The 24,491-nt window shown below is 66.3% G+C and carries 24 protein-coding genes; 11 read left to right on the forward strand and 13 right to left on the reverse strand.

What is annotated here, in order from left to right; genetic code table 11:
• From gcl to QFZ60_RS01290, 3 genes are all read right to left on the reverse strand, one after another.
• The gene (gene gcl, locus QFZ60_RS01280; protein WP_307087443.1) at window positions 1-1,791 is read right to left on the reverse strand and encodes a glyoxylate carboligase; all 1,791 of its coding nucleotides are present in this window, start codon (window positions 1,789-1,791) and stop codon (window positions 1-3) included.
• 170 nt (window positions 1,792-1,961) lie between these two features.
• Window positions 1,962-2,840 carry a 2-hydroxy-3-oxopropionate reductase gene (locus QFZ60_RS01285; RefSeq protein ID WP_307087445.1) on the reverse strand — a complete coding sequence of 293 codons (879 nt, stop codon included), beginning with the start codon at window positions 2,838-2,840 and terminating at the stop codon, window positions 1,962-1,964.
• 110 nt (window positions 2,841-2,950) lie between these two features.
• A complete protein-coding gene (locus QFZ60_RS01290) occupies window positions 2,951-3,751 on the reverse strand; it encodes a hydroxypyruvate isomerase family protein (RefSeq protein ID WP_307087447.1) in 801 nt (266 codons plus the stop codon).
• Window positions 3,752-3,942: 191 nt separating this feature from the next.
• Here QFZ60_RS01290 and QFZ60_RS01295 point away from each other — a divergent pair, with 191 nt between their 5' ends.
• From QFZ60_RS01295 to QFZ60_RS01305, 3 genes are all read left to right on the forward strand, one after another.
• Window positions 3,943-4,815: a hypothetical protein gene (locus tag QFZ60_RS01295; RefSeq protein ID WP_307087448.1), complete on the forward strand. Its 873-nt coding sequence runs from the start codon at window positions 3,943-3,945 to the stop codon at window positions 4,813-4,815.
• A gap of 84 nt (window positions 4,816-4,899) precedes the next feature.
• Window positions 4,900-5,943, forward strand: a complete 1,044-nt coding sequence (locus QFZ60_RS01300) for a LacI family DNA-binding transcriptional regulator (RefSeq protein ID WP_307087450.1) — start codon at window positions 4,900-4,902, stop codon at window positions 5,941-5,943.
• Window positions 5,944-6,035: 92 nt separating this feature from the next.
• Entirely contained in the window at window positions 6,036-6,818 is a 783-nt protein-coding gene (locus QFZ60_RS01305) for an MBL fold metallo-hydrolase (RefSeq protein ID WP_307087451.1), read from the forward strand.
• 82 nt (window positions 6,819-6,900) lie between these two features.
• Here QFZ60_RS01305 and QFZ60_RS01310 read toward each other — a convergent pair whose 3' ends face one another.
• Window positions 6,901-8,190 (reverse strand): MFS transporter, encoded by a 1,290-nt coding sequence (locus QFZ60_RS01310; protein ID WP_307087453.1) that lies wholly within the window; start codon window positions 8,188-8,190, stop codon window positions 6,901-6,903.
• Window positions 8,191-8,245: 55 nt separating this feature from the next.
• Window positions 8,246-9,490, reverse strand: a complete 1,245-nt coding sequence (locus QFZ60_RS01315; protein WP_307087455.1) for a M20 family metallopeptidase — start codon at window positions 9,488-9,490, stop codon at window positions 8,246-8,248.
• Window positions 9,491-9,626: 136 nt separating this feature from the next.
• Between QFZ60_RS01315 and QFZ60_RS01320 the strand changes: the two genes are divergently transcribed.
• The gene (locus tag QFZ60_RS01320; RefSeq protein WP_307087457.1) at window positions 9,627-10,646 is read left to right on the forward strand and encodes an Lrp/AsnC family transcriptional regulator; all 1,020 of its coding nucleotides are present in this window, start codon (window positions 9,627-9,629) and stop codon (window positions 10,644-10,646) included.
• Window positions 10,647-10,728: 82 nt separating this feature from the next.
• Here the strand turns inward: QFZ60_RS01320 and QFZ60_RS01325 are convergent, their stop codons facing one another.
• Window positions 10,729-11,283 carry a hypothetical protein gene (locus tag QFZ60_RS01325; RefSeq protein WP_307087458.1) on the reverse strand — a complete coding sequence of 185 codons (555 nt, stop codon included), beginning with the start codon at window positions 11,281-11,283 and terminating at the stop codon, window positions 10,729-10,731.
• A 313-nt stretch (window positions 11,284-11,596) separates the two neighbouring features.
• On the opposite strand from QFZ60_RS01325, the gene QFZ60_RS01330 reads away from it, so the two are divergent.
• From QFZ60_RS01330 to QFZ60_RS01345, 4 genes are all read left to right on the forward strand, one after another.
• Window positions 11,597-11,896, forward strand: coding sequence for a putative quinol monooxygenase (locus QFZ60_RS01330; RefSeq protein WP_307087459.1), 300 nt, complete (start codon window positions 11,597-11,599; stop codon window positions 11,894-11,896).
• A 103-nt stretch (window positions 11,897-11,999) separates the two neighbouring features.
• Window positions 12,000-12,878 carry a Rieske 2Fe-2S domain-containing protein gene (locus QFZ60_RS01335; protein ID WP_307087460.1) on the forward strand — a complete coding sequence of 293 codons (879 nt, stop codon included), beginning with the start codon at window positions 12,000-12,002 and terminating at the stop codon, window positions 12,876-12,878.
• Window positions 12,879-13,060: 182 nt separating this feature from the next.
• On the forward strand, window positions 13,061-13,696 hold the full coding sequence (locus QFZ60_RS01340) for a GyrI-like domain-containing protein (RefSeq protein WP_307087462.1): 636 nt from the start codon (window positions 13,061-13,063) through the stop codon (window positions 13,694-13,696).
• Between the two features lie 55 nt (window positions 13,697-13,751).
• Window positions 13,752-14,534, forward strand: a complete 783-nt coding sequence (locus QFZ60_RS01345; RefSeq protein ID WP_307087464.1) for an MBL fold metallo-hydrolase — start codon at window positions 13,752-13,754, stop codon at window positions 14,532-14,534.
• Between the two features lie 90 nt (window positions 14,535-14,624).
• Here the strand turns inward: QFZ60_RS01345 and QFZ60_RS01350 are convergent, their stop codons facing one another.
• From QFZ60_RS01350 to QFZ60_RS01375, 5 genes are all read right to left on the reverse strand, one after another.
• Window positions 14,625-15,563 carry an HNH endonuclease signature motif containing protein gene (locus QFZ60_RS01350; protein ID WP_307087466.1) on the reverse strand — a complete coding sequence of 313 codons (939 nt, stop codon included), beginning with the start codon at window positions 15,561-15,563 and terminating at the stop codon, window positions 14,625-14,627.
• Between the two features lie 601 nt (window positions 15,564-16,164).
• Complete coding sequence (locus QFZ60_RS01360) at window positions 16,165-17,364, reverse strand: N-acetylglucosamine-6-phosphate deacetylase (RefSeq protein WP_307087469.1); 1,200 nt, start codon at window positions 17,362-17,364, stop codon at window positions 16,165-16,167.
• Entirely contained in the window at window positions 17,354-18,175 is an 822-nt protein-coding gene (locus tag QFZ60_RS01365; protein WP_307087472.1) for a copper homeostasis protein CutC, read from the reverse strand. The genes QFZ60_RS01360 and QFZ60_RS01365 overlap by 11 nt, the downstream gene beginning before the upstream one ends.
• On the reverse strand, window positions 18,160-18,939 hold the full coding sequence (gene nagB / locus QFZ60_RS01370) for a glucosamine-6-phosphate deaminase (RefSeq protein WP_307087474.1): 780 nt from the start codon (window positions 18,937-18,939) through the stop codon (window positions 18,160-18,162). Before nagB ends, QFZ60_RS01365 begins: the two co-directional genes overlap by 16 nt.
• Before the next feature lie 56 nt (window positions 18,940-18,995).
• The gene (locus tag QFZ60_RS01375) at window positions 18,996-20,246 is read right to left on the reverse strand and encodes a PTS transporter subunit EIIC (RefSeq protein ID WP_307087476.1); all 1,251 of its coding nucleotides are present in this window, start codon (window positions 20,244-20,246) and stop codon (window positions 18,996-18,998) included.
• 232 nt (window positions 20,247-20,478) lie between these two features.
• Here QFZ60_RS01375 and QFZ60_RS01380 point away from each other — a divergent pair, with 232 nt between their 5' ends.
• Window positions 20,479-20,709, forward strand: a complete 231-nt coding sequence (locus QFZ60_RS01380) for a glucose PTS transporter subunit EIIB (RefSeq protein ID WP_050053469.1) — start codon at window positions 20,479-20,481, stop codon at window positions 20,707-20,709.
• Window positions 20,709-21,167 (forward strand): glucose PTS transporter subunit IIA, encoded by a 459-nt coding sequence (locus tag QFZ60_RS01385; protein ID WP_307087483.1) that lies wholly within the window; start codon window positions 20,709-20,711, stop codon window positions 21,165-21,167. The genes QFZ60_RS01380 and QFZ60_RS01385 overlap by 1 nt, the downstream gene beginning before the upstream one ends.
• A 9-nt stretch (window positions 21,168-21,176) precedes the next feature.
• On the opposite strand, the gene QFZ60_RS01390 is transcribed toward QFZ60_RS01385, so the two are convergent.
• Window positions 21,177-21,929, reverse strand: a complete 753-nt coding sequence (locus QFZ60_RS01390) for a GntR family transcriptional regulator (protein ID WP_307087485.1) — start codon at window positions 21,927-21,929, stop codon at window positions 21,177-21,179.
• A 111-nt stretch (window positions 21,930-22,040) separates the two neighbouring features.
• Entirely contained in the window at window positions 22,041-23,342 is a 1,302-nt protein-coding gene (locus tag QFZ60_RS01395; protein ID WP_307087487.1) for an MFS transporter, read from the reverse strand.
• A 153-nt stretch (window positions 23,343-23,495) separates the two neighbouring features.
• Here QFZ60_RS01395 and QFZ60_RS01400 point away from each other — a divergent pair, with 153 nt between their 5' ends.
• Complete coding sequence (locus tag QFZ60_RS01400; protein ID WP_373427653.1) at window positions 23,496-24,404, forward strand: IclR family transcriptional regulator; 909 nt, start codon at window positions 23,496-23,498, stop codon at window positions 24,402-24,404.
• The last annotated feature ends 87 nt before the right edge of the window (window positions 24,405-24,491 follow it).

The following is a 24,491-nucleotide window of genomic DNA, read 5'->3' on the forward strand; positions in this document are numbered from 1 at the left end:
TTATGCCTGCAGGGCCAGGATGGCGGTGGGGGCGTCGGCTGCGGTCTCCGCCAGTTCCTCGAACTCGTTCACGGCGTTGATCTCCACGCCCATGGAGATGTTGGTGACCTTTTCCAGGATCACTTCCACCACCACGGGAACCTGGAACTCGCCCATGAGCGCCTTGGCCTTGTCGAACGCGGCGGCGAGGTCGTTGGGGTCCTCCACGCGCACGGCCTTGCAGCCCAGGCCCTCGGCCACCTTCAGGTGGTCCACGCCGTAGCCGCGGGCGTTTTCGGACAAGTCCGCGCTGTTGACGTTTTCGAACGCCAGGGACACGTTCTGCTCCATGTTGAAGCCGCGCTGGGACTGGCGGATCAGGCCCAGGTAGGAGTTGTTCACCACCACGTGGATGTACGGCAGGTTGAACTGCGCGCCCACGGCCAGTTCCTCGATCATGAACTGGAAGTCGTAGTCGCCGGAGAGAGCCACCACCGTCTGCTCCGGGTTGGCGCGCACCACGCCGAGGGCTGCCGGGGCCGTCCAGCCCAGCGGGCCTGCCTGGCCGGCGTTGATCCACTTGCGCGGGCCGAAGACGTGCAGCATCTGCGCGCCGGCGATCTGGGACAGGCCGATGGTGGACACGTACGTGGTGTCGCGGCCGAAGGACTTGTTCATCTCCTCGTACACGCGCTGCGGCTTGATGGGGATGTTCTCGAAGTGCGTCTTGCGGTGCAGGGAGGCCTTGCGCTCCTGGCACTCGGCAACCCAGGCGCTGTAGTCCGGCAGGGACCCTGCCGCCTTGCGCTCTTTGGCGAGCTCGACCAGCCCGGCCAGCGCCGCACCGGCGTCGGACGCGATGCCCAGGTCCGGCGAGAACACGCGGCCGATCTGCGTGGGCTCGATGTCGATGTGCACGAACTTCCGGCCGGCCGTGTAGGTTTCCAGGCCGCCGGTGTGGCGGTTGGCCCAGCGGTTGCCGATGCCGATCACGAAGTCGCTCTGCAGGTAGTTCTCGTTGCCGTAGCGGTGCGAGGTCTGCAGGCCCACCATGCCGGCCATGAGCTGGTGGTCGTCCGGGATGGTGCCCCAGCCCATCAGGGTGGGGATGACGGGAACGTTCAGGGTCTCGGCCAGTTCCACCAGCTGGGCGGAGGCGCCGGCGTTGATGATGCCGCCGCCGGCAACGATCAGCGGGTGCTTGGCGGCGAGGAGCATATCCAGGGCCTTTTCCAGCTGCTTGCGGGAGGCCTTGGGCTTTTCGACGGGCAGGGGCTCGTAGGTGTCGATGTCGAACTCGATCTCGGCCAGCTGCACGTCGATGGGCAGGTCCAGCAGGACCGGTCCCGGGCGGCCGGAGCGCATCAGCTGGAAGGCCTTCTGGAAGGCGCCGGGTACCTGGCCGGGCTCCAGGATGGTCATGGCCATCTTGGTGACGGGCTTGGCGATGGACTCGATGTCCACGGCCTGGAAGTCTTCCTTGTGCAGCTTGGCCACGGGGGCCTGGCCGGTGATGCAGAGCATGGGGATGGAGTCTGCCCAGGCGGCGTAGAGGCCGGTGATCATGTCCGTGCCGGCGGGGCCGGAGGTGCCGATGCAGACGCCGATGTTGCCGTCCTTGGCGCGGCTGAAGCCGTCGGCCATGTGGCTGGCGCCTTCAACGTGGCGGGCCAGGGTGTGGCGGATGCCGCCGTGGGCACGCATTGCGGAATAGAAGGGGTTGATGGCGGCGCCTGGCAGGCCGAACGCCTCGATGGCGCCTTCCTTTTCCAGGATGGCCACCGCTGCATCAACGGTACGCATCTTGCTCATGGGGTGCTCCTTGAAAGCTTGGGAAGTCTGTTTTTGGGTGTGCTGAAGTGCGCCCACGAACCGTCGTGGGGCACTTTGGGGGGTGGCCGCCGTCGTAATTGACGACGGCGGCCGGCGTGTCTGTGTCGAAGTGCCCCGTTATGGAGGGGCTGGTTTAGCTGCTGCCTGGGTTACTTGCGGCCAGAGAGCTGGAGGACCTGCTTGAAGAGTCCGGAGTGGTCCAGTGCGCCGTCACCCTGGTTGACGGTGGCGGCGACGAGCTGTGCGACGACGGCGCCGAGCGGGATGGCGACATTGGCTTCGCGGGCGGCGGAGGTGACGATGCCCAGGTCCTTGTGGTGCAGGGCCAGGCGGAAGCCGGGGTCGAAGTTGCGGTCCAGCATCTTCTGGCCCTTCTGGTCCAGGACCTTGGAGCCGGCCAGGCCGCCGCCGAGGACCTTGAGGGCGGCGTCGGTGTCCACGCCGTAGGCCTCGAGGAAGGCAATGGCCTCGCCGAGGACCTCGATGTTCACGGCAACGATCAGCTGGTTTGCAGCCTTGACGGTCTGGCCGGAGCCGGAGGGGCCGACGTGGACGATGGTCTTGCCAACGGCGTTGAGGACGTCCGAGGCGGCGTCAAAGTCGGCCTTCTCGCCGCCGACCATGATGGACAGGACGGCGTCGATGGCGCCCTGTTCGCCGCCGGAGACCGGGGCGTCAAGGGGGCGGATGCCTGCTTCCTTGGCCTCTGCCGCGAGGCGGACGGCGACGTCGGGGCGGATGCTGGAGGCGTCGATCCAGAGGGCGCCCTGCTTTGCGTTGGCGAAGACGCCGTCCTTGCCGCTGACTACACCCTCGACGTCGGGGGAGTCCGGCACCATGGTGATGACGACGTCGGCGTCCTTGACGGCGTCCGCGATGCTCGAGGCGCCCTTGCCGCCTTCGGAGACCAGCTTGTCGATCTTGTCCTGGCTGCGGTTGAAGCCGGTGACTTTGTGTCCGGCCTTGACCAGGTTGATGGCCATGGGCAGGCCCATGATTCCGAGTCCGATGACTGCAACGTTGCTCATAATGGTTCTCTTTCTGAAAGTCTGTGTGGGGTTACCCAACTAGGTCGCAGTAGATGTCGTTTTGAGGGCTCTAAACGACATCTACTGCTACTCAGTTGGGCGGGTGGGGATTACTGGGAGATGCGCTGGCGGATGGCCCAGCTGAAGGCCGTCTCCTGCGGTTCCTTGTACTCGAGGCCGATGTAGCCCTCGTAGCCGAGTTCGCGGCTGCGGGCGATCCATTCACCGAGGGGGAGGGTGCCGGTGCCGGGGGCGCCGCGGCCGGGGTTGTCGGCGATCTGGATGTGGCCGAAGTCCTTGGCGTGCTTTTCAATGACGGCCGGGACGTCGTCGCCGTTGACTGCCAGGTGGTAGAAGTCGGCGAGGAGCTTGATGTTTCCGACGCCGGCCTCCGCCTTGACGCGGGCGATGACCTTGAGTGCGTCGTCGGCGGTGAGGAGGGGGTACCTGGATGCGCCGCTGACCGGTTCCAGGAGGACGGTGCCGCCGATGCGGGCCACGCCTTCTGCCGCCGCTGCCAGATTCTTGACGGCGAGCTCGTCCTGCTCCTCCGGAGTGAATTCTTCCTGCCGGTTGCCGTAGAGGGCGTTGAAGGCCTTGCAGCCCAGGCGCTCGCCGATGCCGGCCACGACGTCGATGTTGTCCTTGAACTCGGAGCAGCGCCCCTTCCAGGAAACCAGGCCGCGGTCGCCGCCGGGCATGTTGCCGGCATTGAAGTTCAGGCCCGTGAGCTGGACTCCGGCGCCCGTGATGGCGTTCTCGAACTTGCTGATCTCGCTGTCCGCCGGAACGGAGGTTTCGAAGGGCCACCAGAACTCAACGGCGTCAAAGCCTGCTGCCTTTGCGGCAGCGGGGCGCTCAAGCAGGGGAAGCTCCGTGAGGAGGATGGAGCAGTTCACTGTGTACGTCATCGTAGGTCCTTCCGAGGAGGGCTTTGATCTATCTTCCCTTGCTTCCGGCTTCTTTACCGTTTCCGCTTTGTGGAATTTAGATTCTGCTTTATGAAAAGTGTAGGGAAGGCGGGGCGGGGTAGTCAAGGGGAGTCGTTGGCAGGAGACTGGTATGAGGTAAGCCAGCTCAACAGGAATGGATGCGAGCGATCATGACCGGTGCCCGCCTGCGCCTTGTGGCCTGGCTCGTTGCCCTGGCCGGATTCCTCACCGCCTGCGTTCCCGTGGCCGGATTGCAGGAGGGAGCCGCCACTCCCGCTCCCGCCGCCTCGGCGGGTTCCTCCGTTGAGGCAGGTTCGCCTGAAGACGCGTCCGGGGGTACTGCCCTGGCTGCGCCCGCGGCTCCCGTCGAATCCGCGACGCCAATTCCGGCACCGGTCCCACCCCAGGCGCCCGTCGCTGCCCCGGCCCCTGCGCCAGTGCCACAGCCGTTCGCCCTGAACCTGTACCGGGAGGGGGACTTTGTTCCGCAGTACACCTTCGACTGGTGCGTGGCGGCGAGCATCCAGATGGCGCACAACCTCATTGATGACACAGGCGGCGGCACCTGGGCCGACTCCACTCAGCAGGGCCAATTGTGGGAGATGGCCCGCGCCCGCTCGTCCGACTCCTTCAATGGCGCCAACCCCTTCGGCTGGGCGCAGGTGCTGACCGAATCGGGAATGGGGCCTTACCGCGTGGTGAGCATTCCCGACTACGGCGAGGCGGTGCGGACGGCTGCCCGCGCTATCACTGACACGGGCCGGCCGGTGGGACTGGTCATGTGGAGCGGGCGGCATGCCTGGGTGATGAGCGGATTCGAATCCATCGGCGACCCCCGGCAGTTCGGCGACTTCGCCGTGACCGGAGTCCATGTCCTGGACCCGCTGTACCCGTACGGCAGCGGACAGTGGGGACCGTCGCCTGTCCCCAACAGCCTGTTGACGCCGGAGGAGCTGGCCACGCAGTTCGTGGTCCGCGAACCGCGCCGCTGGAGCAGCAGCCTTCCCGCCGGGTACCTCCTGGTACTGCCGGTCGCTGCCTGAGCGCCGCCAGGCGCGGGACAAAGTAGCAAGTAGCCTACTGGTAACCCCCGCGGCAGCATCCAAACATGAGGACGTCCGAGACAGATGAGCAACAGGAATATTGGCATCAAGGACGTAGCCGTGGCCGCCGGCGTGTCCGCCACCACCGTTTCACACGTCCTCAACGAGGTCTCTTACGCCAGGGTAAGCCAGGAAACCCGGAATAAGGTGCGGTCCGCTGCGGAACAGTTGGGTTATGGGCCCAACCGCCTGGCCCAGGCCCTCCGCACCCAAAGGACCGGGATGCTGGGCCTGCTCAGCGAGGACATCGCCACCACGCCCCATGCCGGAAGGATCATCCTGGGCGCTGATGAAGCCGCCAGGGCGCGCGGGTACAACCTCATGGTCATCAACACGTCCGGCTCGGCCAGCCTGGAATCCCGGCAGGCCGACGTCGGGGCCCTCCTGGAGCGCCGGGTGGACGGAATCCTCTACGCCACCATGTACCACCGCAGCGTCGAGCTGCCGCCAAACCTCGGCAGCGTGCCCTCCATCCTGGTCGACTCCGTGGCGGCCGACGGTGACATCGTCGCTGTCATCCCGGACGAAGCAGGGGGTGCCCGCGTTGCAGTGCAAGCGCTCCTTGAGGCCGGCCATACCCGGATCGGTTTCATCAACAACACCACGGACGTACCCTCAACCCGCCAGCGGCTTCAGGCCTTCCGCGCCACCCTGACCGAAGCAGGGTTCGACGGCGACGCGGCACCTGTCGAGTCCGCGGCCTCCGATGCACAGGGCGGCTATGAGGCGGCGCTGCGGATCCTTGCTGGGGAGGAGCCGCCCACCGGCTTGTTCTGCTACAACGACCGCATGGCGATGGGAGCCTACCGCGCTGCCGCGGAGTTGCGGCTCTCCATCCCCGCCGACCTTTCGGTTGTCGGCTTCGATGACCAGGAATTGATCGCCGCCAATCTCCATCCGGGCCTGACCACCGTGGCCCTGCCGCACTACGCGATGGGGGCTTGGGCCACGGAGCACCTGATTGATGCCATAGAAGGAAAGTCCAACCTCCCCGTCACGGGATCCCAACCCACCGTTCTGGGCTGCCCGCTGATTCGCCGGGCTTCGATCGCCGCTCCCCGGCACTAGCCCTCGACACCGCCGGGGTTGGGGCACATGGGACAGGACGAGTGCCTGCAGGCGGCTTCAGTCTCCCTGTTGCTGGGTACTTCCAGGGGACAGTGACCAAGCAGCCCGCCTACCTGAAGGAGCCCCCGGCAATGATCATCCCCAACGTCGCAGACGGCATTCACCTGATCACCCACGCCAACGTCAACTGCTACGTCATCGAGGACGACCACGGCGTGACCCTGGTGGACGCCGGCCTGCCCACCATGTGGCCCATGCTCACCCAGCTCCTTGAGGAACGGAACCGGCGCCCGCAGGACGTCAAGGCCCTGGTCCTCACGCACGGCCACTTCGACCACGTGGGGTTCGCGCTGCGGGCCCACCGGCAGTGGGGGATCCCAGTACTGGTGCACCAGGGGGACGCCAGGCTGGCGGCGCATCCCTACCGCTACAAGCCGCAGCGGAACAGGTTCCTGTACCCGTTCACCCACCCCAAATCGCTGCCGCGGCTCGGCAGCATGGCGGCGGCAGGTGCCCTGGCCGTCAAGGGCATCTCCGAGACCCAGCCGCTGGGCACCGGGGTCGCGGATGCACTGACTGGCCGTCCCGCCGTCGTCCATACTCCGGGCCACACGGACGGGCATTGCATCCTCCACCTACGGGACCGGGGGGTGGTCCTCACCGGCGACGCGCTGGTGACCCTGGACCCCTACACCGGAAAGGCCGGTGCGCAGATCGTGGCCTCCGCCGCCACCAAGGACACAGGGCAGGCGCTGGAATCGCTGGAGGCCATTGCCGCCACGGGAGCAACCACGCTGCTACCGGGCCACGGCGACCCCTGGAAGCAGGGAGCGGAAGCGGCCGTGAAGCAGGCACTGAAGATTGGCGCACACTGACGGCGGCAGCCCGCAGACGCAAATGCAGAAAGGTCCCCGGCACGCTCAACTGCGCCGGGGACCCTTCTGCCAGTACGGGCGGCTAGTGCGTCAGGTCCTTGCCCTTGGTTTCGGGGATGGTGAACACGAACGCGGCGCTGACCACCAGCAGCAGCACGGCGTAGGCGTTGAACACCTGCGGGGCACCCAGCGAGGACCCGAGCCACTGCTGCAGGTAGGGCGCGGTGCCGCCGAACACTGCCACGCAGATGGAGTACGGGACGCCCACGCCAACGGTGCGGATCGACGTCGGGAACAACTCTGCGTACACGGCCGGGACGATGGCGGCGCTCGCGGCAATAAAGACGAGCATCACGGACATGCTGACAGCCAGCTGCCAGGCGGAATCCTTCAGCAGCCAGGTCATGGGGAAGTGCATGACGGCGGAGCCGATGGCGCCGGCCCAGAGAACCTTCTTGCGGCCGATCCGGTCCGAGAGCTTGCCCCACACTGGCAGGGCGGCGATGAATACGATGTTGGCAATGACGCCTGCCCACAGCGCCTCGCCGCGGTCGATCTTCAAGGCAGTGGTGGCGTAGCTCGGTGCCACCACGCCCCAGATGTAGTAGATCACCGTCAGGCCCACCGTCAGGCCGATGACCTGCAGCGCCTGCTTGCGGTAGCGGACGATCTGCGGCCAGATCGGGGCGCGCCGTTCTGAGGTGGCTTCACCTTCAAAGGCCTCGGTTTCGTGCAGGCGCGACCGCATGATCAGTGCATACAGGCCCATGGCGGCGCCGATCAGGAACGGGATCCGCCAGCCCCACGCGTTCATCGCTTCGGTGCTCAGGCTCATGTTCAGGACGGCGCCCAGCAGGGTGCCGAAGAGGATGCCCACAGTCCCGGACGTGTAAATCAGGGTGGCCCAGAAACCGCGGTGCTCCTTGGGAGCCATCTCGGACAGGTACGTTTGCGACGACGGCAGCTCACCGCCGTGCGCCAGGCCCTGCACCAGCCGTGCCACCAGCAGCATGAGGGAGGCGAATGCCCCGACGCTGGCGAAGGTGGGGGCGACGCCGATCATCAGGCTGCCCAGTGAGGCGAGGCCGACGGCGAGGGTCATCGACGTTTTTCGGCCCACGCGGTCGCCGATCCAGCCGAAGAGGAAGCCGCCGAACGGCCGGGCGACGAAGCCGACGGCGAAGATCGCCAGGGTGGACAGGACGGCCGACGCGGGGTCCGCCTTGCTGAACAGCTGGCTGGCGATGAAGGGGGTGAACGTGGCGTAGATGGCCCAGTCGTACCATTCAACGGCGTTGCCGATGCCGGTGCCGATGACGGTTTTGGCGGTGGACATGCGTCCAGTCTGTGCCTTGGTTGCTGCAACGGACATGGTTTTCTTCCTGGTCGGTTGGGTCTGGGGGATACCGGTGGAGCTGGTGCCGGCCTTAGGCGGGCTGTGAAAGTGCGGCCAGCCGGGAGATGGCGAGTTCCGCATAGAGGGCGGCCCCGTCAGCCAGCACGCCGTCGTCGAACGTTGCGTACGGTGAGTGGTTGAACGGCGAGGTTGCCGGATCGCCGCCCGGGGCGACGGCGCTGAGCCCCACGAACGTGCCGGGCACCTCCTCGAGGACTCGGGAGAAGTCTTCCGAGCCGCTGAGGGGAGTGGCCCAGCGCGAGAGGCGGCGCTCGCCGAAGAGCTCGCTGATCACCTTTTCGGCGGTGTGGGTTTCGTCCTCGTTGGTGATGGTGAGGGGGTATTCCTGCAGGTAGTCGACGGCGACCTCCACCCCGTGCGCGGCCGCGATCCCCGTGAGCAGCCGCGGCACGGCGTCCATCATCTTCAGGCGCGATGCTTCCGAGAACGTCCGGATGGTGGCCTCGATGCGGGCCGACTCCGGGATGACGTTCCGCTTGGTGCCGGCGTGGAGGACACCCACGGACAGGACCACGGGATCGAACATGTTGAACTGCCGGGTGACCATCACCTGCAGGGCCGTCACCATTTCCGCGGCCACCGTGACGGGATCCTTTGCCGAATGCGGGGCCGAGCCGTGGCCGCCGGCGCCAAGCACCGTGACTTCCAGGCCGTCCGAGGCGCTGAGCATGACGCCGGGCTTGGTGCAGAAGGTGCCGTGCGGCTCGAGCGAGGAGAACACGTGCATACCGTAGGCCGCCTGGACGCGGGGTCCGGCAGCGTCGAGGACGCCTTCGCGCAGCATGTAGCTGGCACCGTCGAAGCCTTCCTCACCCGGCTGGAACATGAGGACCACATCGCCGTGCAGCTGGTGCCTCTTCTCCGCAAGGAGGGTGGCGGCACCGGCGAGCATGGAGGTGTGCAGGTCATGGCCGCAGGCGTGCATGGCACCGTCGGCCTGCGAGGCGAAGTCCACACCGGTTCTTTCCTGGACGGGGAGGCCGTCCATGTCGGCGCGGAGCAGGACGGCAGGGCGGGCCGTCGTGTCCCCTGCAGCCTCCTGCTTCCCGGCGTCCGGGTGCCCGCCGCGCAGGACCGCAGTGACCGACGTCGTGTCCTTGCCCAGGGTGATCTCGTAGGGAAGTCCGTCCAGCGCCTGAAGGACGCGCTCCTGGGTGCGGGGGAGGTGCAGGCCGATTTCCGGCTGCCGGTGCAGGTCGTGGCGGAGCCTGGCGAGGTCTTCCTGCAGGTCCTTGGCGTCATCGGTTATGGGCACGTGTCACTCCTTGGAAATGGGCATCGGGGCTTGGGGACTATTCTGAAGTGGCGTGGTTCACATGTTGCGAAAGCGCAGGAAGTATTCAAAATCTGCTGTTTCAGGGCAGGATTCATAAATAAGCAAAGGAAGCGAAATGGAGCTCAGCGAGGATGACCTTGCCCTGATCCAGGTCCTGCAGGCCGCGCCGCGCCTCGGCTGGGCGGATGCCGCCAAGGTGCTGGATGTGCATGCCACCACGCTGGCAGCCCGCTGGGAACGGCTTGCCGCCAGCGGCGCCGCGTGGGTGACGGCGCACCTCGCGGGCGACCCGAAGCAGATGCTCCTGGCCTACGTGGCGGTGGACTGCGAGATGAACCGGCGGGACAGTGTCACGGCGGAACTGGCCGCCGTTCCGGAAATCATCACCGTGGAGGAGGCGGCCAGCAACCGCGACCTGATGCTGACGGTGATTACGCGGTCACTGGAGGAGTTCAGCGACAAGGTCATCAGGCGCCTGAAGGCAGTTGAGGGGCTCACCAAATACCAGGTGGCCCTGTGCACGCGGCTGCACAGCAGCGGTGACGACTGGCGGCTGAATGTCCTGAGCCGTTCACAGCTGGCCGCGCTCCGGACGCTTGCCGCCCCGGTTGGTCCGGCCTCCGTTCAGGCGGCACAACTTCCGCAAAGCCACCTCGACCTGCTGCCGTTCCTGGCCAGGGACGGCCGTGCGACGGCTGCCGACATCGCCCGCTCCCTTGGCCGTCATCCGGCAACGGTGCAGCGCCAGCTGAACCGGGTGCTGTCAAGCGGCATTCTGTCGTTCCGCTGCGAAATCGCCCAGCGGTACTCGTCCTTCCCGGTGACGTGCCAGTGGTTCGTCAACGTACCGGCGGGGCAGCATGAGGCGGCTGCCGCCGGGATCCGCACCATCAGCAATGTCCGGCTGAGCGCCTCCACCACAGGGCCCACCAACTTCGTGATCATCATGTGGCTGCACACGCTGGCGGATGTCATGTCGGCCGAGCTGGCGCTGCAGCAGAAGGTGCCCGGCATCGAGATCGTGGAAAGCGCGGTGATGCTGCGGACGGTCAAGCGCGTGGGCTGGATGCTGAAGGAAGATACGACGGCGAGTGGCGCCGTCGTCCATGCTGGAAGCCTGGGCGCCGCGGAGTGAGCAGTTCAGGCACACTGGGGAGCCAGGGGGCCTTGCCCCTGGCTCCCCAGTGGGTATGTGGATTGAGCGGACCGTAAAAGGCCTACTTACCGTTATGGTCTACTTCCACTACGTCGCTCTTCTCCCATGGCGTCCAGTCGGACCAGTGTCCGCCGTGGTTCTGAACACGGAATTGGACGCGCTGGTAGACCTCTTCAACCTTGCGGTCATGTTTGCGGTCATACTTTTTGAGATCGTCACAGTCGTCGTGCTTATTCATCGCGTAGTCATGGCGTCCATGGTCGTCGCCGAAATCCACGTAGCAGTGAATAGTCGTTGCGTCGTCATGGCGGTCAAAGTCCACGCTGACCGTCCTTTCCGCCAGGAGGTCGTCGTGGTGATGACCTCGTTCGTCCTCATAGATCCACTGGCGGATCTCGACGGTCTTTTCGCCGTTGCAATCGACCTTAATACTGAAGTCGACTTTGTCGCCGCGGAGGTCCTCTGGATCAAGCGGGTCGACCGTACAGCCGTAGCGGCTGGTTTCGGCATTGGCCGGTGCGGCCAGAGCCAGGAAACCTCCGAACATACCTAATGACAGAACCGGAACCAGGGCCACCTTTGCCCGCGTTGAGCGGTTTACTAAAATTTTGGACATTTCTTTTGTTGCTCCTCAAGGGTGCGATTCACCTTTGCGGGCAGCCTTGAAGCCGTCACATCATGAGCATTTTCACTGATACAGCATGGCGGCACTGCCCGCCCCATTTAACTGCCAGCCCGGAAATGCGGGCGGCTTCGACTTCGGACCCTTCCGCTTCGCTGTGAGTGGTGATCCGGTCGTTCAATCCTCCGCCTGTGTCCAACGCTGCGCTAGGGGGCGGCCTACCCTACTTGCGCATAGATTTCAAGAGCCCGCCAGAGTACGACTGTCCGTCGGCACCGTTGTCCGGTCCGTACTGCACACTGTCCCTATGACATTTGCCAATGTGGGAGTACTTGGAACCAAGCCTGGCCAGCGCGACGCCCTCGTGGCCATCCTGCTGCGACCCAAGACCGGAATGAAGGAAGCCGGCTGCCTCCTCTATGAGGTGGGGATCAACGATGACATGCCGGACACCGTCTTCGTCTCCGAACTGTGGGAATCGGCGCAGGCCCACCGGGCATCGCTGGAACTGGACAGCACCAGGGCCGCGATCGCCGAGGCGATGCCGCTGCTGTCCGGGGAGATGGGAGGCCATCGGTTCACGGTGGTGGGGTCACCCCTGCTCTAACCCTAGTCACCTGAATTTCGGCCCACCATTGTTGCCCCTCCTGATCCAGGGCTATGCTCTCGGGCATTGACTGGGTAGCCGGAAACGGGGTAAGGGGACACACATGAAGCCACTGCCTGCACTTGAGCTTGTCACGCGTCTTGAGGAAGCTGAATGGCTGGACCCACTGGCCAAGAGCGTCCGGAAAGCCGTCAAGAAGGTCATCAAGCCACAATGGGCCCGCGACCTCCTGCATGGAGTTCCCATCGGCCACCCGGTGCACCCCCTTGCCGTGCAGGTCCCCATCGGCGCCTGGCTGTCAGCCGGCGTCCTTGATGCCGTTCCAGGTGGCGGGAAAGCTGCCAGGCTGTTGATCGGTGTGGGTACCGCAAGTGTGATTCCTTCTGCGCTGGCCGGGCTTACGGACTGGACGCAGCTGCATCCGCAGCAGCAGAGGGTTGGCCTGGTGCATGCGGCGGCCAATATCACCGCGACCGGCCTCTACATAGCGTCACTTGTCCAGCGGGCCCGGGGCGGCCAGGGCCGCGGCAAGGTTCTGGCGTATCTGGGGCTCGCAACGGTGAGTGCCGGTGGCTTCCTCGGTGGGCATCTCACGTACCGACAGGCCGCAGGCGTCAACCACAGCGAGGAAATCCCGCACCGTTTTCCGTCCGGCTGGCATCCGCTGGCACCGCTGACCGAGCTGCCGGAGGGCGGCCTCCATAAGCGCGAGGTGGCGGGCATTCCATTGCTGGTCCACCGTGAAGGCGGCACCGTCAACGTGCTGTCCGACGTCTGCAGCCACTTGTCCGGACCGCTGCATGAAGGCAAGATCAAGGATGTAGCGGGGGAAGCCTGCGTGGTTTGCCCTTGGCACCGGAGCACTTTCGCGCTGCGCACGGGGGAAGTGAAGGCCGGTCCCGCCACTTCCCGGCAGCCGGTTTTCGAGACCCGGGTGAGTGGGGAACTCGTGGAAGTGTGCCTGCCCGGGGCAGACGGGTAGCGAAGGACATTCGGCCCTACTGGCTGCTCCCACACCAAGGAAAACTGGCTTCATGGCGAGGTCCATTGGAGTGACATTGTCAGGGCCATACATGCTTTGGCTTGGCCCCGGAGGCTTTGGCTTCCCGCGGTGGGGCTCTCCATGCCGTTCCATCCAAGGCAGCCGAATGGAGTGCATGTACGGTGAGTGACCTTCGGCAGGACGTTGCGGCTCTCTATAAAACACGCAAGGGGTCTGTCGACTTCGTCGACGTCCCTCCGCTTCTCTTCGCCCTTGTCCAGGGTCAGGGGGACCCTGACGGACCGGCGTTCGCCGAGGCGGTCCAGGCGCTGTTTACGGTCAGCTACGCAGCGCACTTCGGGCTGAAGAAGCAGTCCGGCGAGGTGCCAAAAGTAATGCCCCTGGAAGCCTTGTGGTGGTTTGAGGACCCGAACTATGCGGAGAATGCGGAAGGTGTGGCCGCTAACTTTACGGGACTCTCAGGCATTGCCCGGGAGTCATGGCGCTGGCAGGCCATGATGCTCCAGCCGGAACCTATCGATGAAGCCCTTCTGGAACGGGCCTTGGACGACTCCCGTCCCAAAGGCCTTCCGGGCTTGGCGTTGGTCCGCTTCGAACGTTGGGAAGAAGGCCGATGTGCCCAAGTGCTCCATATCGGTCCCTACGCGGACGAAGGTCCCACTATTGCCCGACTGGACGCTGCCATCACGGAAGCCGGACTAAAGGTCCGGGGGCGCCACCACGAGATTTACCTGGGTGATCCCCGGCGCAGTGCACCGGAAAAGCTGCGCACCCTGATTCGCCACCCGGTGGTGTGAGAGGGAGATGATGCGGATTTCAGAACCACGGGAGATTGCCACCGGAGTGATCCTCATGACCACAGGTTCCGGGCCGATGGCCTCAAATCTCTACTTGGTGAGGTCCGGCCCCGCGTGGGTGATGGTTGATTGCGGATGGGCGGGCAGCGCGGAACCGGTGCGCGCTGCGGTGGAAAAAATTCTCGGACCCGGCAACGCCCCCGCAGCCATCCTCCTGACCCACATCCATCCGGACCACTCCGGCGCAGCCGGAACCCTGGCGCGGCTGTGGGGTATCCCGGTGTTCGTTCACCAGGCCGAGCTGCCCATGGCTGCCGGACGGTACATCCCTGAGTTTTCCATGCCATTGGACAGGTGGTTCATCGCACGGTTCCTGTGGTCCCTCCCGGCCCGGGCACGCCGGCGGATCGAAGCGGCAGGCGACATTACCGACGTGGTGCAGAGCCTTCCCGCGGACGGGAAAGTGCCTGGCCTGCCCGAGTGGGCTGCCGTCCCCACCCCTGGCCACACCGCCGGGCATGTAGCGTATTGGCGCTCCAGCGACGGCGTCCTGATCACGGGCGATGCTGTTGTGACAGTCAACCTGAATTCAATCGGCGGAATCCTGTTCGGGGTGCCGGATCTGTCCGGACCACCCCGGTACACCACGTGGAACTGGAAGCTGTCAAAGGACTCGGCTGCGCGCCTGGCGGAGCTGGGCCCCCGGTTGCTGGCACCCGGCCACGGGCCGCCGCTGGCCATGGGGGTTGTGCCCCGGCTGCGGGCTCTGGCTGCCGGGGAGCGCGCTCAACGGGTCCCACTTCGTCGCCGCATTGCGGGAGGGCCCGAGGCAGCATAGGCAACTGGGTCTGCGAACAAGTGTCCGCGACCATGCACAGCACACCGGATTTGTGTAACTGCTGCTTCAGGCCAGCCTTAGATGGCAGGGTTAAACCACGAGGCGTTCCAGAAGTGCTTCCTCCAGCAGGCTTCGTTGCCCGGGCATGATGCCAGGTGGCCAGTGGGTTGGTTCGGGGTCTGGGTGTTCGGGTTTGTAGTGGCGTCCGGTGGGTGAGGTCCAGCCGGGCGGCCCGTTTTGGGTTGCGGGGTCCGGGATCCAGGGCCGGGCGTGTTTTAGCCGGTGGTGCTTTGGGCAGAGTTGCGCCAGGTTGCTGGTGCCGGTGGTGCCGCCGTGGTCCCAGGCGGTGAGGTGGTCCGTGTCATTGTCCGGGGTGCGGTTGCTGCAGCCGGGGAAGGTGCATTTTCCGTCGCGCATCCGGATCCATTGTTTGATGGTCTCCGGGAGCCGGTAGCGGGTGCGGCCGATCTCCAGCGGGGCCCCGTCGCGGGGGTCGACCAGGACCCGGTAGAACGAGTCCGCCCCGTCCGCGACCAGTTTCCGGGCCATGGAGGCCGGGATGGGGCCGTGGCCGTCCAGTTCTGCGGGTTCGTCGGTGACACCGAGGAGGGAGAAGACCGGGACCATGACCAGCACGTCGGCCCGCGGGGTGGGGACTTTCCCGATCCCACCGGTGCTTCCGTTGGCCTGAGTTGCGTCGGTGGCGCTGCCGGTGCCGAGGAGCAGGGATGCTGCGATGTCGGGGCGGAGTTGGGTGAGGGTGCGGGGCTCATCGGGGCCTTGGAGGCCGCGGGCGGTGGCGGTGGTGCGGTTCCAGATGGCCGAAGCGGTGTGCCCGGGGAGGTGGAGGGAGATCCAGGCCCTGCCGTCGCGGTCCGGGGTGTATTCCATCCGCCGGTCCGCCACGCCCTTGGCGTGGCGTTTCTCCAGGGTTTCGGGGTGGTGGCGTTCGCGCCAGCCCCGGGCCTTCGCCCGGAGCCGGGAGGGAACGAGTTCGCCGGGTGCCGCGCCGCGGGCCGTCCGGGGCATCGGGGCTGAAGAAGTGGGCTACTAATGCGGCGGCACCGTCGGGGGTGAGGCCTTCGGTCTCGTCCGCTACAACTTTCGCGTGCTGCCAGGACAGGTCCCCGGCGGCCAAAGCGTCCATCACCGGCGGCAGGGCACAGACACGGCGGGACTGCTCCACGAACGCCCCGGCCGCGCCTGAGCTGATGGTCAGGACCCCGGCGATCTCCTCCACCGCTGACATCTCCGCATACGTGCGTTCATGCACCGGCGCGTCCGGGGCGAGCAGTGCCTGCTGGAACCCAACACACTCCACCGCGTCCCGGGCTTCCACGGCCGCCAGCTGTGCCTTTAGGCGGCGCGTCACTTCCAGCCGTTCCAGCCGCAGCTCGTACCGCCGCTGCAACACATCCACGTCAGCGCCAACACCAACCCCGGCAGCCAGGAAAGCGTCCTCAGCAGCCAGCGCATCAAGGGCAGCAACGGAGGCATGAACACCCTCCAGAACCACCTCACAACCGCTGCCGATTCCCATGGAAACATCATCCATCGAGGGTCCGACAATCACGGTTTCCCAGGCATCAAGCCCCGCCCAGGACGACCGGGACATGCGGTATCGGGGCACTTAGCTTGGTGCGGTGGCCCAAGCACCCTTTCGCAGCACCCCGGCCAGGTTCAGTTCCTGATCAACCAGGACCACATCCGCGGGCATTCCACGCCGCAGGTCGCCTGCCTTCGCTGAAAGCCCCAGCACGGCGGCGGGGACGGCGGTCGCGGACGTCACCGCATCCCGCAGGGGAACACCAGCAGCAACGGTGGTCCGGACGACGTCCAGCAAAGTGCTGGTACCACCGGCGATGGCCCCGGTGCCATCCACGCGCGCCACGGCTCCGCTGACTGTCACCGAGAGGGAACCCAGCCGGTACCGCCCGTCGTCCAGGCCGGTGGCGGCCATCGCGTCGGTCACCAGGGCGATGTTCTCCGCACCCACAAGGTCGAACACCAGCTTCACGGTTTCCGGGGCCAGGTGCACGCCATCGGCAATCAGTTCCACTACTGCTTTTCCAGCTTTTGCCGCGCTGAGGCTGGCCGAGACAGGGCCGGGGGAGCGGTGGTGCAGGGAAGGCATGGCATTGAACAAGTGGGTTACCGTCGGGCGGTGCCTCCCGGTGGAATTGCCGGCCGGGTCCAAAGCCGCCGCCGCGCGCGCCAGGAAGGCTGCCGCCGTCGAGTGGTCCGCCGCGGTGTGCCCCAGCGAAGGAATGATGCCGCGGGCGGCCAGCAGGTCAGCAAGGTCCAAGGCGCCGGGCAGTTCGGCCGCCAAGGTCATCGAGGCCAAGGTTGGCCCTGCCGCGGCCAGCATCCGGGCCACCATATCCGGATCGGGTTCCAGGAGCAGGGCGGGATCGTGCGCGCCACACTGCTGGCCCGAAAGGAAGGGACCCTCCAGGTGCGATCCGGCAATCAGCCCCAGGCTTGCCAGTTCCCGCAACATCCCAAGGTTCCGGACGAGGTGGCCGGGCTCTCCGGTGACCAGGCTGGCCACCAGCGTGGTGGTTCCACGGCTGTGCAGGTAGCGTGCAGCCCGCTCGGCGCCGTCGGGATCGCCCTCGGAGAAATCCGAACCATAGGCGCCATGGCAGTGCACGTCCACCAGGCCCGGCAGCAGAACCTGGCCGGAAGGGGCATCCTTCGGAAGTACCCCGGGGAATGTGGACGCCGGCCCAGCGAAGGTGACCAGGCCCCCGTCGACCGCCACCACCCCGTCCGCAATATCCAGCGACGCCGTGACTATACGGCCGCGAAGAAACAGTTCATTGCCCATCGTTTCCTGTCCTTCGTTCGTCGGTTGCATCAGCAGCACGGCCGGCCACGGCGGCAGCCATGCGGGCGGCCAAGCCGTGGTCCGCGGCGCCGGCCCGGCCCCCGCCGCCCGCAGCGCCCCCGTGCCGGGGCCGCGCCGAGGTGTGCACGGCATGGACTCCCGCTTCAAGGAGCGACGGTACCAGCGCCAGGGTGACACCCCCGCCTGCCATGATTTGGACTGAGGGAGCACTCCGGCGTCCCTCCTGCACAATCCTGCCAAGCATCTCCAGTCCCGCGGCGCAGTCGGGGCCACCACCACTGGTGAGGACCCGGTCCACCCCGGCCTCCTCCAGCCGGGAGAGCGCCTCGGCGGGGTCCAAGCCGGCGGCCAGGGCCGCGTCGAACGCGCGGTGGAACGTGACTTGGGCGTCCGGCCTCACGGCCCGCGCTGCTGCCACGACGCGCCGGATTGCCTGAACATCCGGGCCGCCGTCGGGTGCCAGGACACCAACCACCACGCCCGCGGCTCCGGCACCCAAAGCCGCAGCGGCATCGCGCTCAATGACATCAAGCTCGCTGGGCGAATAGGTGAAGTTGCCCGGCCGCGGACGCACCAGGACGTGGACGGGAAGGCCCAGCCCGCACGCCTGCTCGATGGTGCCGATGCTTGGCGTGACGCCCTCTGTCTCCGCCAGGGCGGCGCAGAGTTCAACCCGGGCCGCGCCCACGGCGGACGCCAGCCGGACGCCGTCGGCATCTTCCACGGCAAGCTCCAACTGCGGCGCGGTCCCGGCCACGGACATCGGCCTGGAGCTCAGAGTCCCTGCCATGCCGGCTTCCGGCCGAAGGTGTCCTGGTAGTACTCGCGGTGGGTGAGCCGGGAGGCTGCAGCCTCATCCACCAGGACCGAGACGTGCGGGTGCAGCTGGAGCGCGGACGCAGGGCAGCTGGCGGCGACCGGGCCCTCGACGGCAGCCGCTATGGCTCCGGCCTTGGCCTCCCCCATAGCCAGCAGCAGCAGGTGCCTGGCCTCCCGGATGGTTCCCAGGCCCTGCGTCAGGACGTGATCCGGCACGGCGTCCGCGGAGTCGAAGAAGCGGGCGTTGTCCAGGCGCGTCTGGCGGGTAAGGGTCTTTATCCGCGTACGGGAGGCGAGGGAGGACATGGGCTCGTTGAAGCCCACATGCCCGTCCGTGCCGATGCCCAGGATCTGGATATCCACCCCTCCCGCGGCGGCGATCCGGGCCTCATAAGCGGCCGCCTCGGACTGCAGGTCCTCCGCCATGCCGTCCAGGCCATGTACCGCGTCGGCGCCGAAATCCACGCTTGCCGTGAATTCCTCCCGGATGACCGAGTGGTAGGACTGCGGATGCCCGGCTGGCAGTCCCACGTACTCGTCCAGCAGGAACGCCTGGGCCTGTGCGAAGCTCAGGCCGCCGCTGCGGTGCCGTTCGATAAGTTCCTGGTAGGTGCCCAGCGGTGTTGACCCGGTGGCCAGGCCCAGGACGGACGGGCCGCGGCGGACCTGGTCCTCGATGGCGTCGGCCGCCGCGCGGGCGACCTCGGAAGGGGTGGGCAGAATGATGATTTCCATGCGGTCTGAGTGCTTCCGGTTGCAGTTGCGGGAGATGAGGATGAGGACGGGGGACGCTACTTGGCGGCGTCGGTCTCCACGGTGACCTCGTCGTCCTCGCGGCCAGGGGTGCGCAGGTTCCAGCGCTTGATGACAAAGGAGAAGAGGAAGTAGTAGATCACTGCGTAACCCAGCCCTATGGGGATGAGCAGCCAGCCGTTCTGTGATTTGCCGAAGTTGAGGACAAAGTCGATCAGGCCTGCTGAGAACGTGAACCCGTGATGGATTCCCAGCGCGTTGACCAGGGCCATGGATGTTCCGGTCAAGGCGGCGTGGACGATGTAGAGCGGGAAGGCCACGAACATGAAGGAGTACTCAAGCGGTTCGGTGATGCCGGTGAAGAAAGCCGTCAGCGCGGTGGAAAGCATGATGCCACCGACGATCTTCTTCTGCGAGGGCTTGGCGTGGCGCCAGATGGCAAGTGCTGCTGCAGGCAGGCCGAACATCATGATGGGGAAGAAACCGGTCATGAAGATGCCCGCGCTGGGGTCCCCGGCGAAGAAGCGGTTGAGGTCACCGCGGACCAGGTGGCCCGAGGCGTCGGTGTAGTCGCCGATGAGGAACCAAACGCCGGAGTTCAGGATGTGGTGCAGGCCTGCGGGGATCAGCATGCGGTTGGCGAAGCCGTAGATGCCGCCGCCGGCAACAGCGTTGCTGGCCACGGCCTGGCCCACCGCGGAAAGTCCGGCGTTGAACAGCGGGTAGGCCAGGGCAAGGAGGACGCCGGCCACCAGGCTGGACACGGAGGTCAGGATGGGCACCAATCGGCGGCCGCTGAAGAAGCCAAGGAAGTCCGGCAGTTTCGTCCGATAGAACCGCTGCCACAGCGTTGCGGAGAGCAGGCCCACCACAATGCCGGCGAGGACTCCATAATTGATCATCGCCTGCTTGCCGGCCGGGTCAACCTGTCCAGCCAGGACCAGCGGGGACATGGCCTTGAAGACGCCGTCGATCACCATGTAGCCAACCACGGCGGCCAAAGCAGTGGAACCATCTGCCTTCTTGGCCCAGCCGATGGCGATGCCCACTGCAAAGATGAGCGGCAGCCAGGTGAAAACGGCATTGCCGGCTGCGGAGATGACGGCGGCGCCGCCTTCAAATCCAGGGATGGCGCCGAGCAGGTCGGCCTGGCCAATGCGCAGCAGGATGCCTGCGGCGGGAAGAACAGCGATGGGCAGCATCAGCGTGCGTCCCAGGCGCTGCAGGGTGGCAAAGGCCCTGTTTGGCTTCTTTTCGGGAGCCAGGGCGGCGGTCTCGGATGTTGACATGGTTGCACCTCTGCGGGTTCGGGTGGGGCTTGTGAAGGAGGGGTTCCAGCCGGTACTGTCTGGTTATGACCAGTTCAGTGTGATCCATCCCACGAGCGCCTGTCAAGGCAATGGGAAATCCTGCCGGGCCATTCAAAAAGGCCGGTGGTTGAAGCCATAATTGGTCGCACTTGGGCCGCCGGCCCCGGTGTGGAAGCAGTGCTCCGAGCGGGCACCGTCAGAAAGGGCAACCATGTCCAAAGCAGAAAAGATCATTGAAGGACTGGGCGGAGCCGGCAACATCGTGGAGATTGAAGCCTGCATAACCCGCCTTCGCACTGAGGTTAAAGATGGTTCCCTCGTGAACGAGGCCTCCTTGAAGGCCGCGGGAGCCCACGGCGTGCTGGCCTCCGGCACTGCCGTCCAGGTCATCGTTGGCCCCGAGGCCGACACCCTGGCCGAAGACATCGAGGACCTCCTCTAGTGGCACAGTCCCTGGTGGTGCTGGCACCCATCGCCGGTACCGTAGTTCCCCTTGCTGACGTCCCGGACCCTGTTTTCGCCGGCCAGATGGTTGGTTCCGGTGCCGCAGTGGAACCGCCGGCAGGCGAGATGTTCGACGTCGTGTCCCCGGTGGCGGGAAAGGTGATCAAGCTGCTGCCGCATGCCTTTGTAGTGGTTGAGTCCTCAGGGCGCGGCGTCCTCACCCATGTGGGCATTGACACGGTCAAGCTCAAAGGCGAAGGCTTTAAGCTGCTGATTGCCCAAGGCGACACTGTCGGCGCCGGCGCTCCCGTCATGCGCGTCGATCCCACCGCCGCCCTTGCCGCCGGTTACTCGATGGTGAGCCCCGTCGTCGTCCTCGATACCAAGCCGGACGTGGCAACGCTCACTGGAGCCGGCACTGTCACTGCCGGTGAGGAGTTGTTCTCGCTCGATTAGGGCTGAGTGCTAGAGCCGGACTTCCATGTTCAGGGAGTAGCGGTCGGAGCGGTACCACGAGCGTGAATGTTCGATGGCAAGGGGGCCTGAATAGGACACCCGGTCGAAGGCCAATACCGGCGCCCCTGTGCCGGTACCGAGGAGCGCCCCCACATCCGCGGGGGCGCCCTCGGACCTCACGCTCTGCCGGGCCCTGTCGATCTGGTGCCCGAACTGCGCGGCGAGGGCTTTGTAAACCGAGCCGGTCAGGTCGATATCCAGAAGTCCGCGGGCATGCTCGGGGTTGTACCAGGCGTCATCCACGCTGACCGGCCGGCCGTCTGCCAGGCGGAGGCGCTTCAAGTGGATGGCCTCGGAGCCCGGCGGCAGGCTGAGCGCCTCGGCCGTATCCATGGGAGCAGTGCCCGTCTCGGCCATCAGCACCACCGTACTGGGCACGTGCCCCATGGACTCCATCTCCTGCGTGAACGACGCCAGGTGCAGCGTTGACTGCACAGGGGAATCCACCACGAAGGTACCCTTCGCCGGAACCCGGACCAGGTGGCCTTCGTTGACCAGGCGGCCGATGGCGGCGCGGACTGTGATGCGGCTGACGCCGTAGGAGTCCATGAGCGTCCGCTCGCTGGGCAGCCGGGCGCCCGGCTCCAGTTCCTCTTTGGCGAGCTTGAGTATGATCAGCCGCAGCTGCTCGTGCTTGGGGACCTGGGTGTTATTGATAGCGGTGGCCGCCGCTCCCGCGGTGCTCCTTGATGTGGCGGACAATTGGGGCCCCTCCTGCTGCTGGATAAGTCCGGTCCGGACCACCTGCTTGGATTATTCCATAGGCGGGGGCCGTCGGGGGCCGCCACGGCACGTTTGTGGCCGGACTGGGGGTCAGCCCACCAGTTCCGCATCCTGGGTCAAGGCGGGGCGCCGAACGGCCCTGGCGCGGAGGGCGAGCATGAGCACGGCACCCAGCAGCGCGGGCGCCGCGAATGACATGGCGGCTACGGGCACGCCGCCGCCGAAGCTGACCAGCAGGGCGCCGTAGGTTGGCCCCGCGATGGCCCCGATGCGTCCCACGGCAAGCGCCCAGCCAAGGCCGGTGGCCCGGGTGGCAGCTGGGTAGAACTGGGCAATGTAGTCGTTAATCATGTTTTGCGTCCCTAGGCCGCCAAAGCCTGCGACGGCGGCCAGCACCGTCATGAGCGCGGCCGGCGGGTTGGTGGACATCAGGAGCAGGGCTGCCGCTGCACTGACGAAGCCCACCACCACCAGCGGCCGCGGCCCGAACTTCTGGCTGGCAACAGATGCCAGGACAGTGCCGACCACAGCACCCACCGAGTACGCCAGCAGGAATGACACGGAGGATCCGACGCCGAACCCGGCCGTGCGCATAATCTGCGGCAGCCATGTGCTGACGCCAAAGATGGTCAGCAGGCTCAGGATGGTGATGGCCCACAGCAGGACAGTGGTTCCGGCGGTGCCATGGGCGAACAGGGTGCGGGTGGGGGAGACGCGCACGGCAGCGGCCGGGACATCCAGGGTGCGGGGCAGGCCGTAGGCTGCCTCGATCCTGTCCGCCTCGGCCGCGCGGAACTGGGTCCGCAGGAACGACGGCGACTCCGGCAGCAGGAACCAGGCGAAGGGAACGATCAGCAGCCCTGCAGCTCCAATGGCGTAGACCGGGCGGAAACCGCTGGACTCCAGGACAGTGAGGGACGTCAGCGAGGCGGCAACCGTGCCCGTCGCAGGGCCCGTGAGCACGGCGCCCAGGACCAGCGACTTCTTCCCGGGCGGGGCGAACTCGTTGGTGAGGGCCACCGCCGTCGGCAAAAGGCCGCCCACGCCGAAGCAGGCGATGAAGCGGAACACCGCGAAGAGCTCCCAGCTCGGTGCCATGGCGCAGGCGAGCATGGCCAGCGAAAAGAGCGCCAGGGCGCCCACAAAGATCCGACGGCGGCCCAGCCGGTCCGTCAGGGTACCCACGATCAGTGAACCGAGCAGCATTCCCACCAGCGCCAGGGATCCCACCGCCCCGGCCCCGGCAGGCGAGACATTGAAGGGCGGCTGCCCGATCAGGGCGGGCAGGGTGGCGCCGTAGACGTAGAGGTCATAGCCGTCGGCAAGCAGGCCAAGCCAGCACAGCACGAAGATTCCGGCCAGGGATTTCCTGGGGGCATTGGAGTTCATCATTGATTCCAATCGGGTCAAGGGACGCTGGCTGGATGCCTGCGCGACGTCCATCAGCTTCGCCCCACGGCGCCTGCCCTGTGGGCAGTCTTTTCACTGGGTGAAATTCCTCTTTGTGGCGGCGCCAACGTTATCCAAGCTTGATGGAGGCAACAAATGGAGGCGGACATGGCCGGAGCAGGCAGGCAAACAGCAGCCGCGCCCAGCGATGCTGCACCTGCACTTCCCGGCACGCCCGTGCTGGTGCGGGCCCTGAGCCTGCTGGCGCAGTTTACCGAGCAGCGCCGGGCCCTGAGTCTGTCCGAACTGTCCCGCCAGGCCGGCCTTGCCCCGGCAACGGCACTGCGGCTGGCGCGGCACCTGACCGAATGGGGTGCACTGGAGCGCCTCGAGGACGGGCGCTATGTGGTGGGGGTTCGCCTCTGGGAAATCGCCTCGCTCTCACCTCGGGGCCACGGGGTGAGGCAGATCGCCCTGCCATACCTTGAGGACCTTTACGAGGTCACGCGGCATCACGTGCTGCTGGCCGTCCGCGAAGGCACGGACGCAGTCCTGATCGACAGGCTCTCCTCCCGTACCGCGACTGAAGTGGCTTACCGGGTTGGAGGCCGGATGCCCCTGCCCACCACCGCCGTCGGGCAGGTCCTGCTTGCCAGCGCCGGTCCGGACCTCCTGCAGGAACTGATTTCCCAGCAGGCGGGACCCTATGAAGCGCAGGTCGGAGTTCCGGATTCCGGCGGCCTTCCGCCGGCCCTGCTTCGCGGCGTCCTGGCAAACGTAAGGCAATCCGGCGTCGCTGTGGTCCGCCGGGACCATCCGTCCCGCACTGTCTCCGTTGCCGCACCTATCCACGGGGCGGACGGCGGCGTGGTGGCTGCGCTGTCCATTGTGGTTCCGGATGCCCAGACGCCGGCGCATGAGCTGGTACCGCTGGTCCGCGCCGCCGCGCGTGCCATCTCACGGAGCCTTGGCCACCAGGCGAAAGCCAGCGGCGCCTGGCGGCACCCGCAGCTCCACCCGCACCCGCACCCGCCGCCGCTGGAGCCGGGTCATGTCCCCGCCTGACGTGCGGCCACCCCGTGTCACCGGCGCCTGTTTTTGAAACCATTCCGTTATTTCCGTCCCCGCCCTTCACCCTTTACGCTTAGAACT

Source organism: Arthrobacter sp. B2I5 (genome assembly GCF_030816735.1).
In the GTDB taxonomy this organism is placed as follows: Bacteria; Actinomycetota; Actinomycetes; order Actinomycetales; family Micrococcaceae; genus Arthrobacter.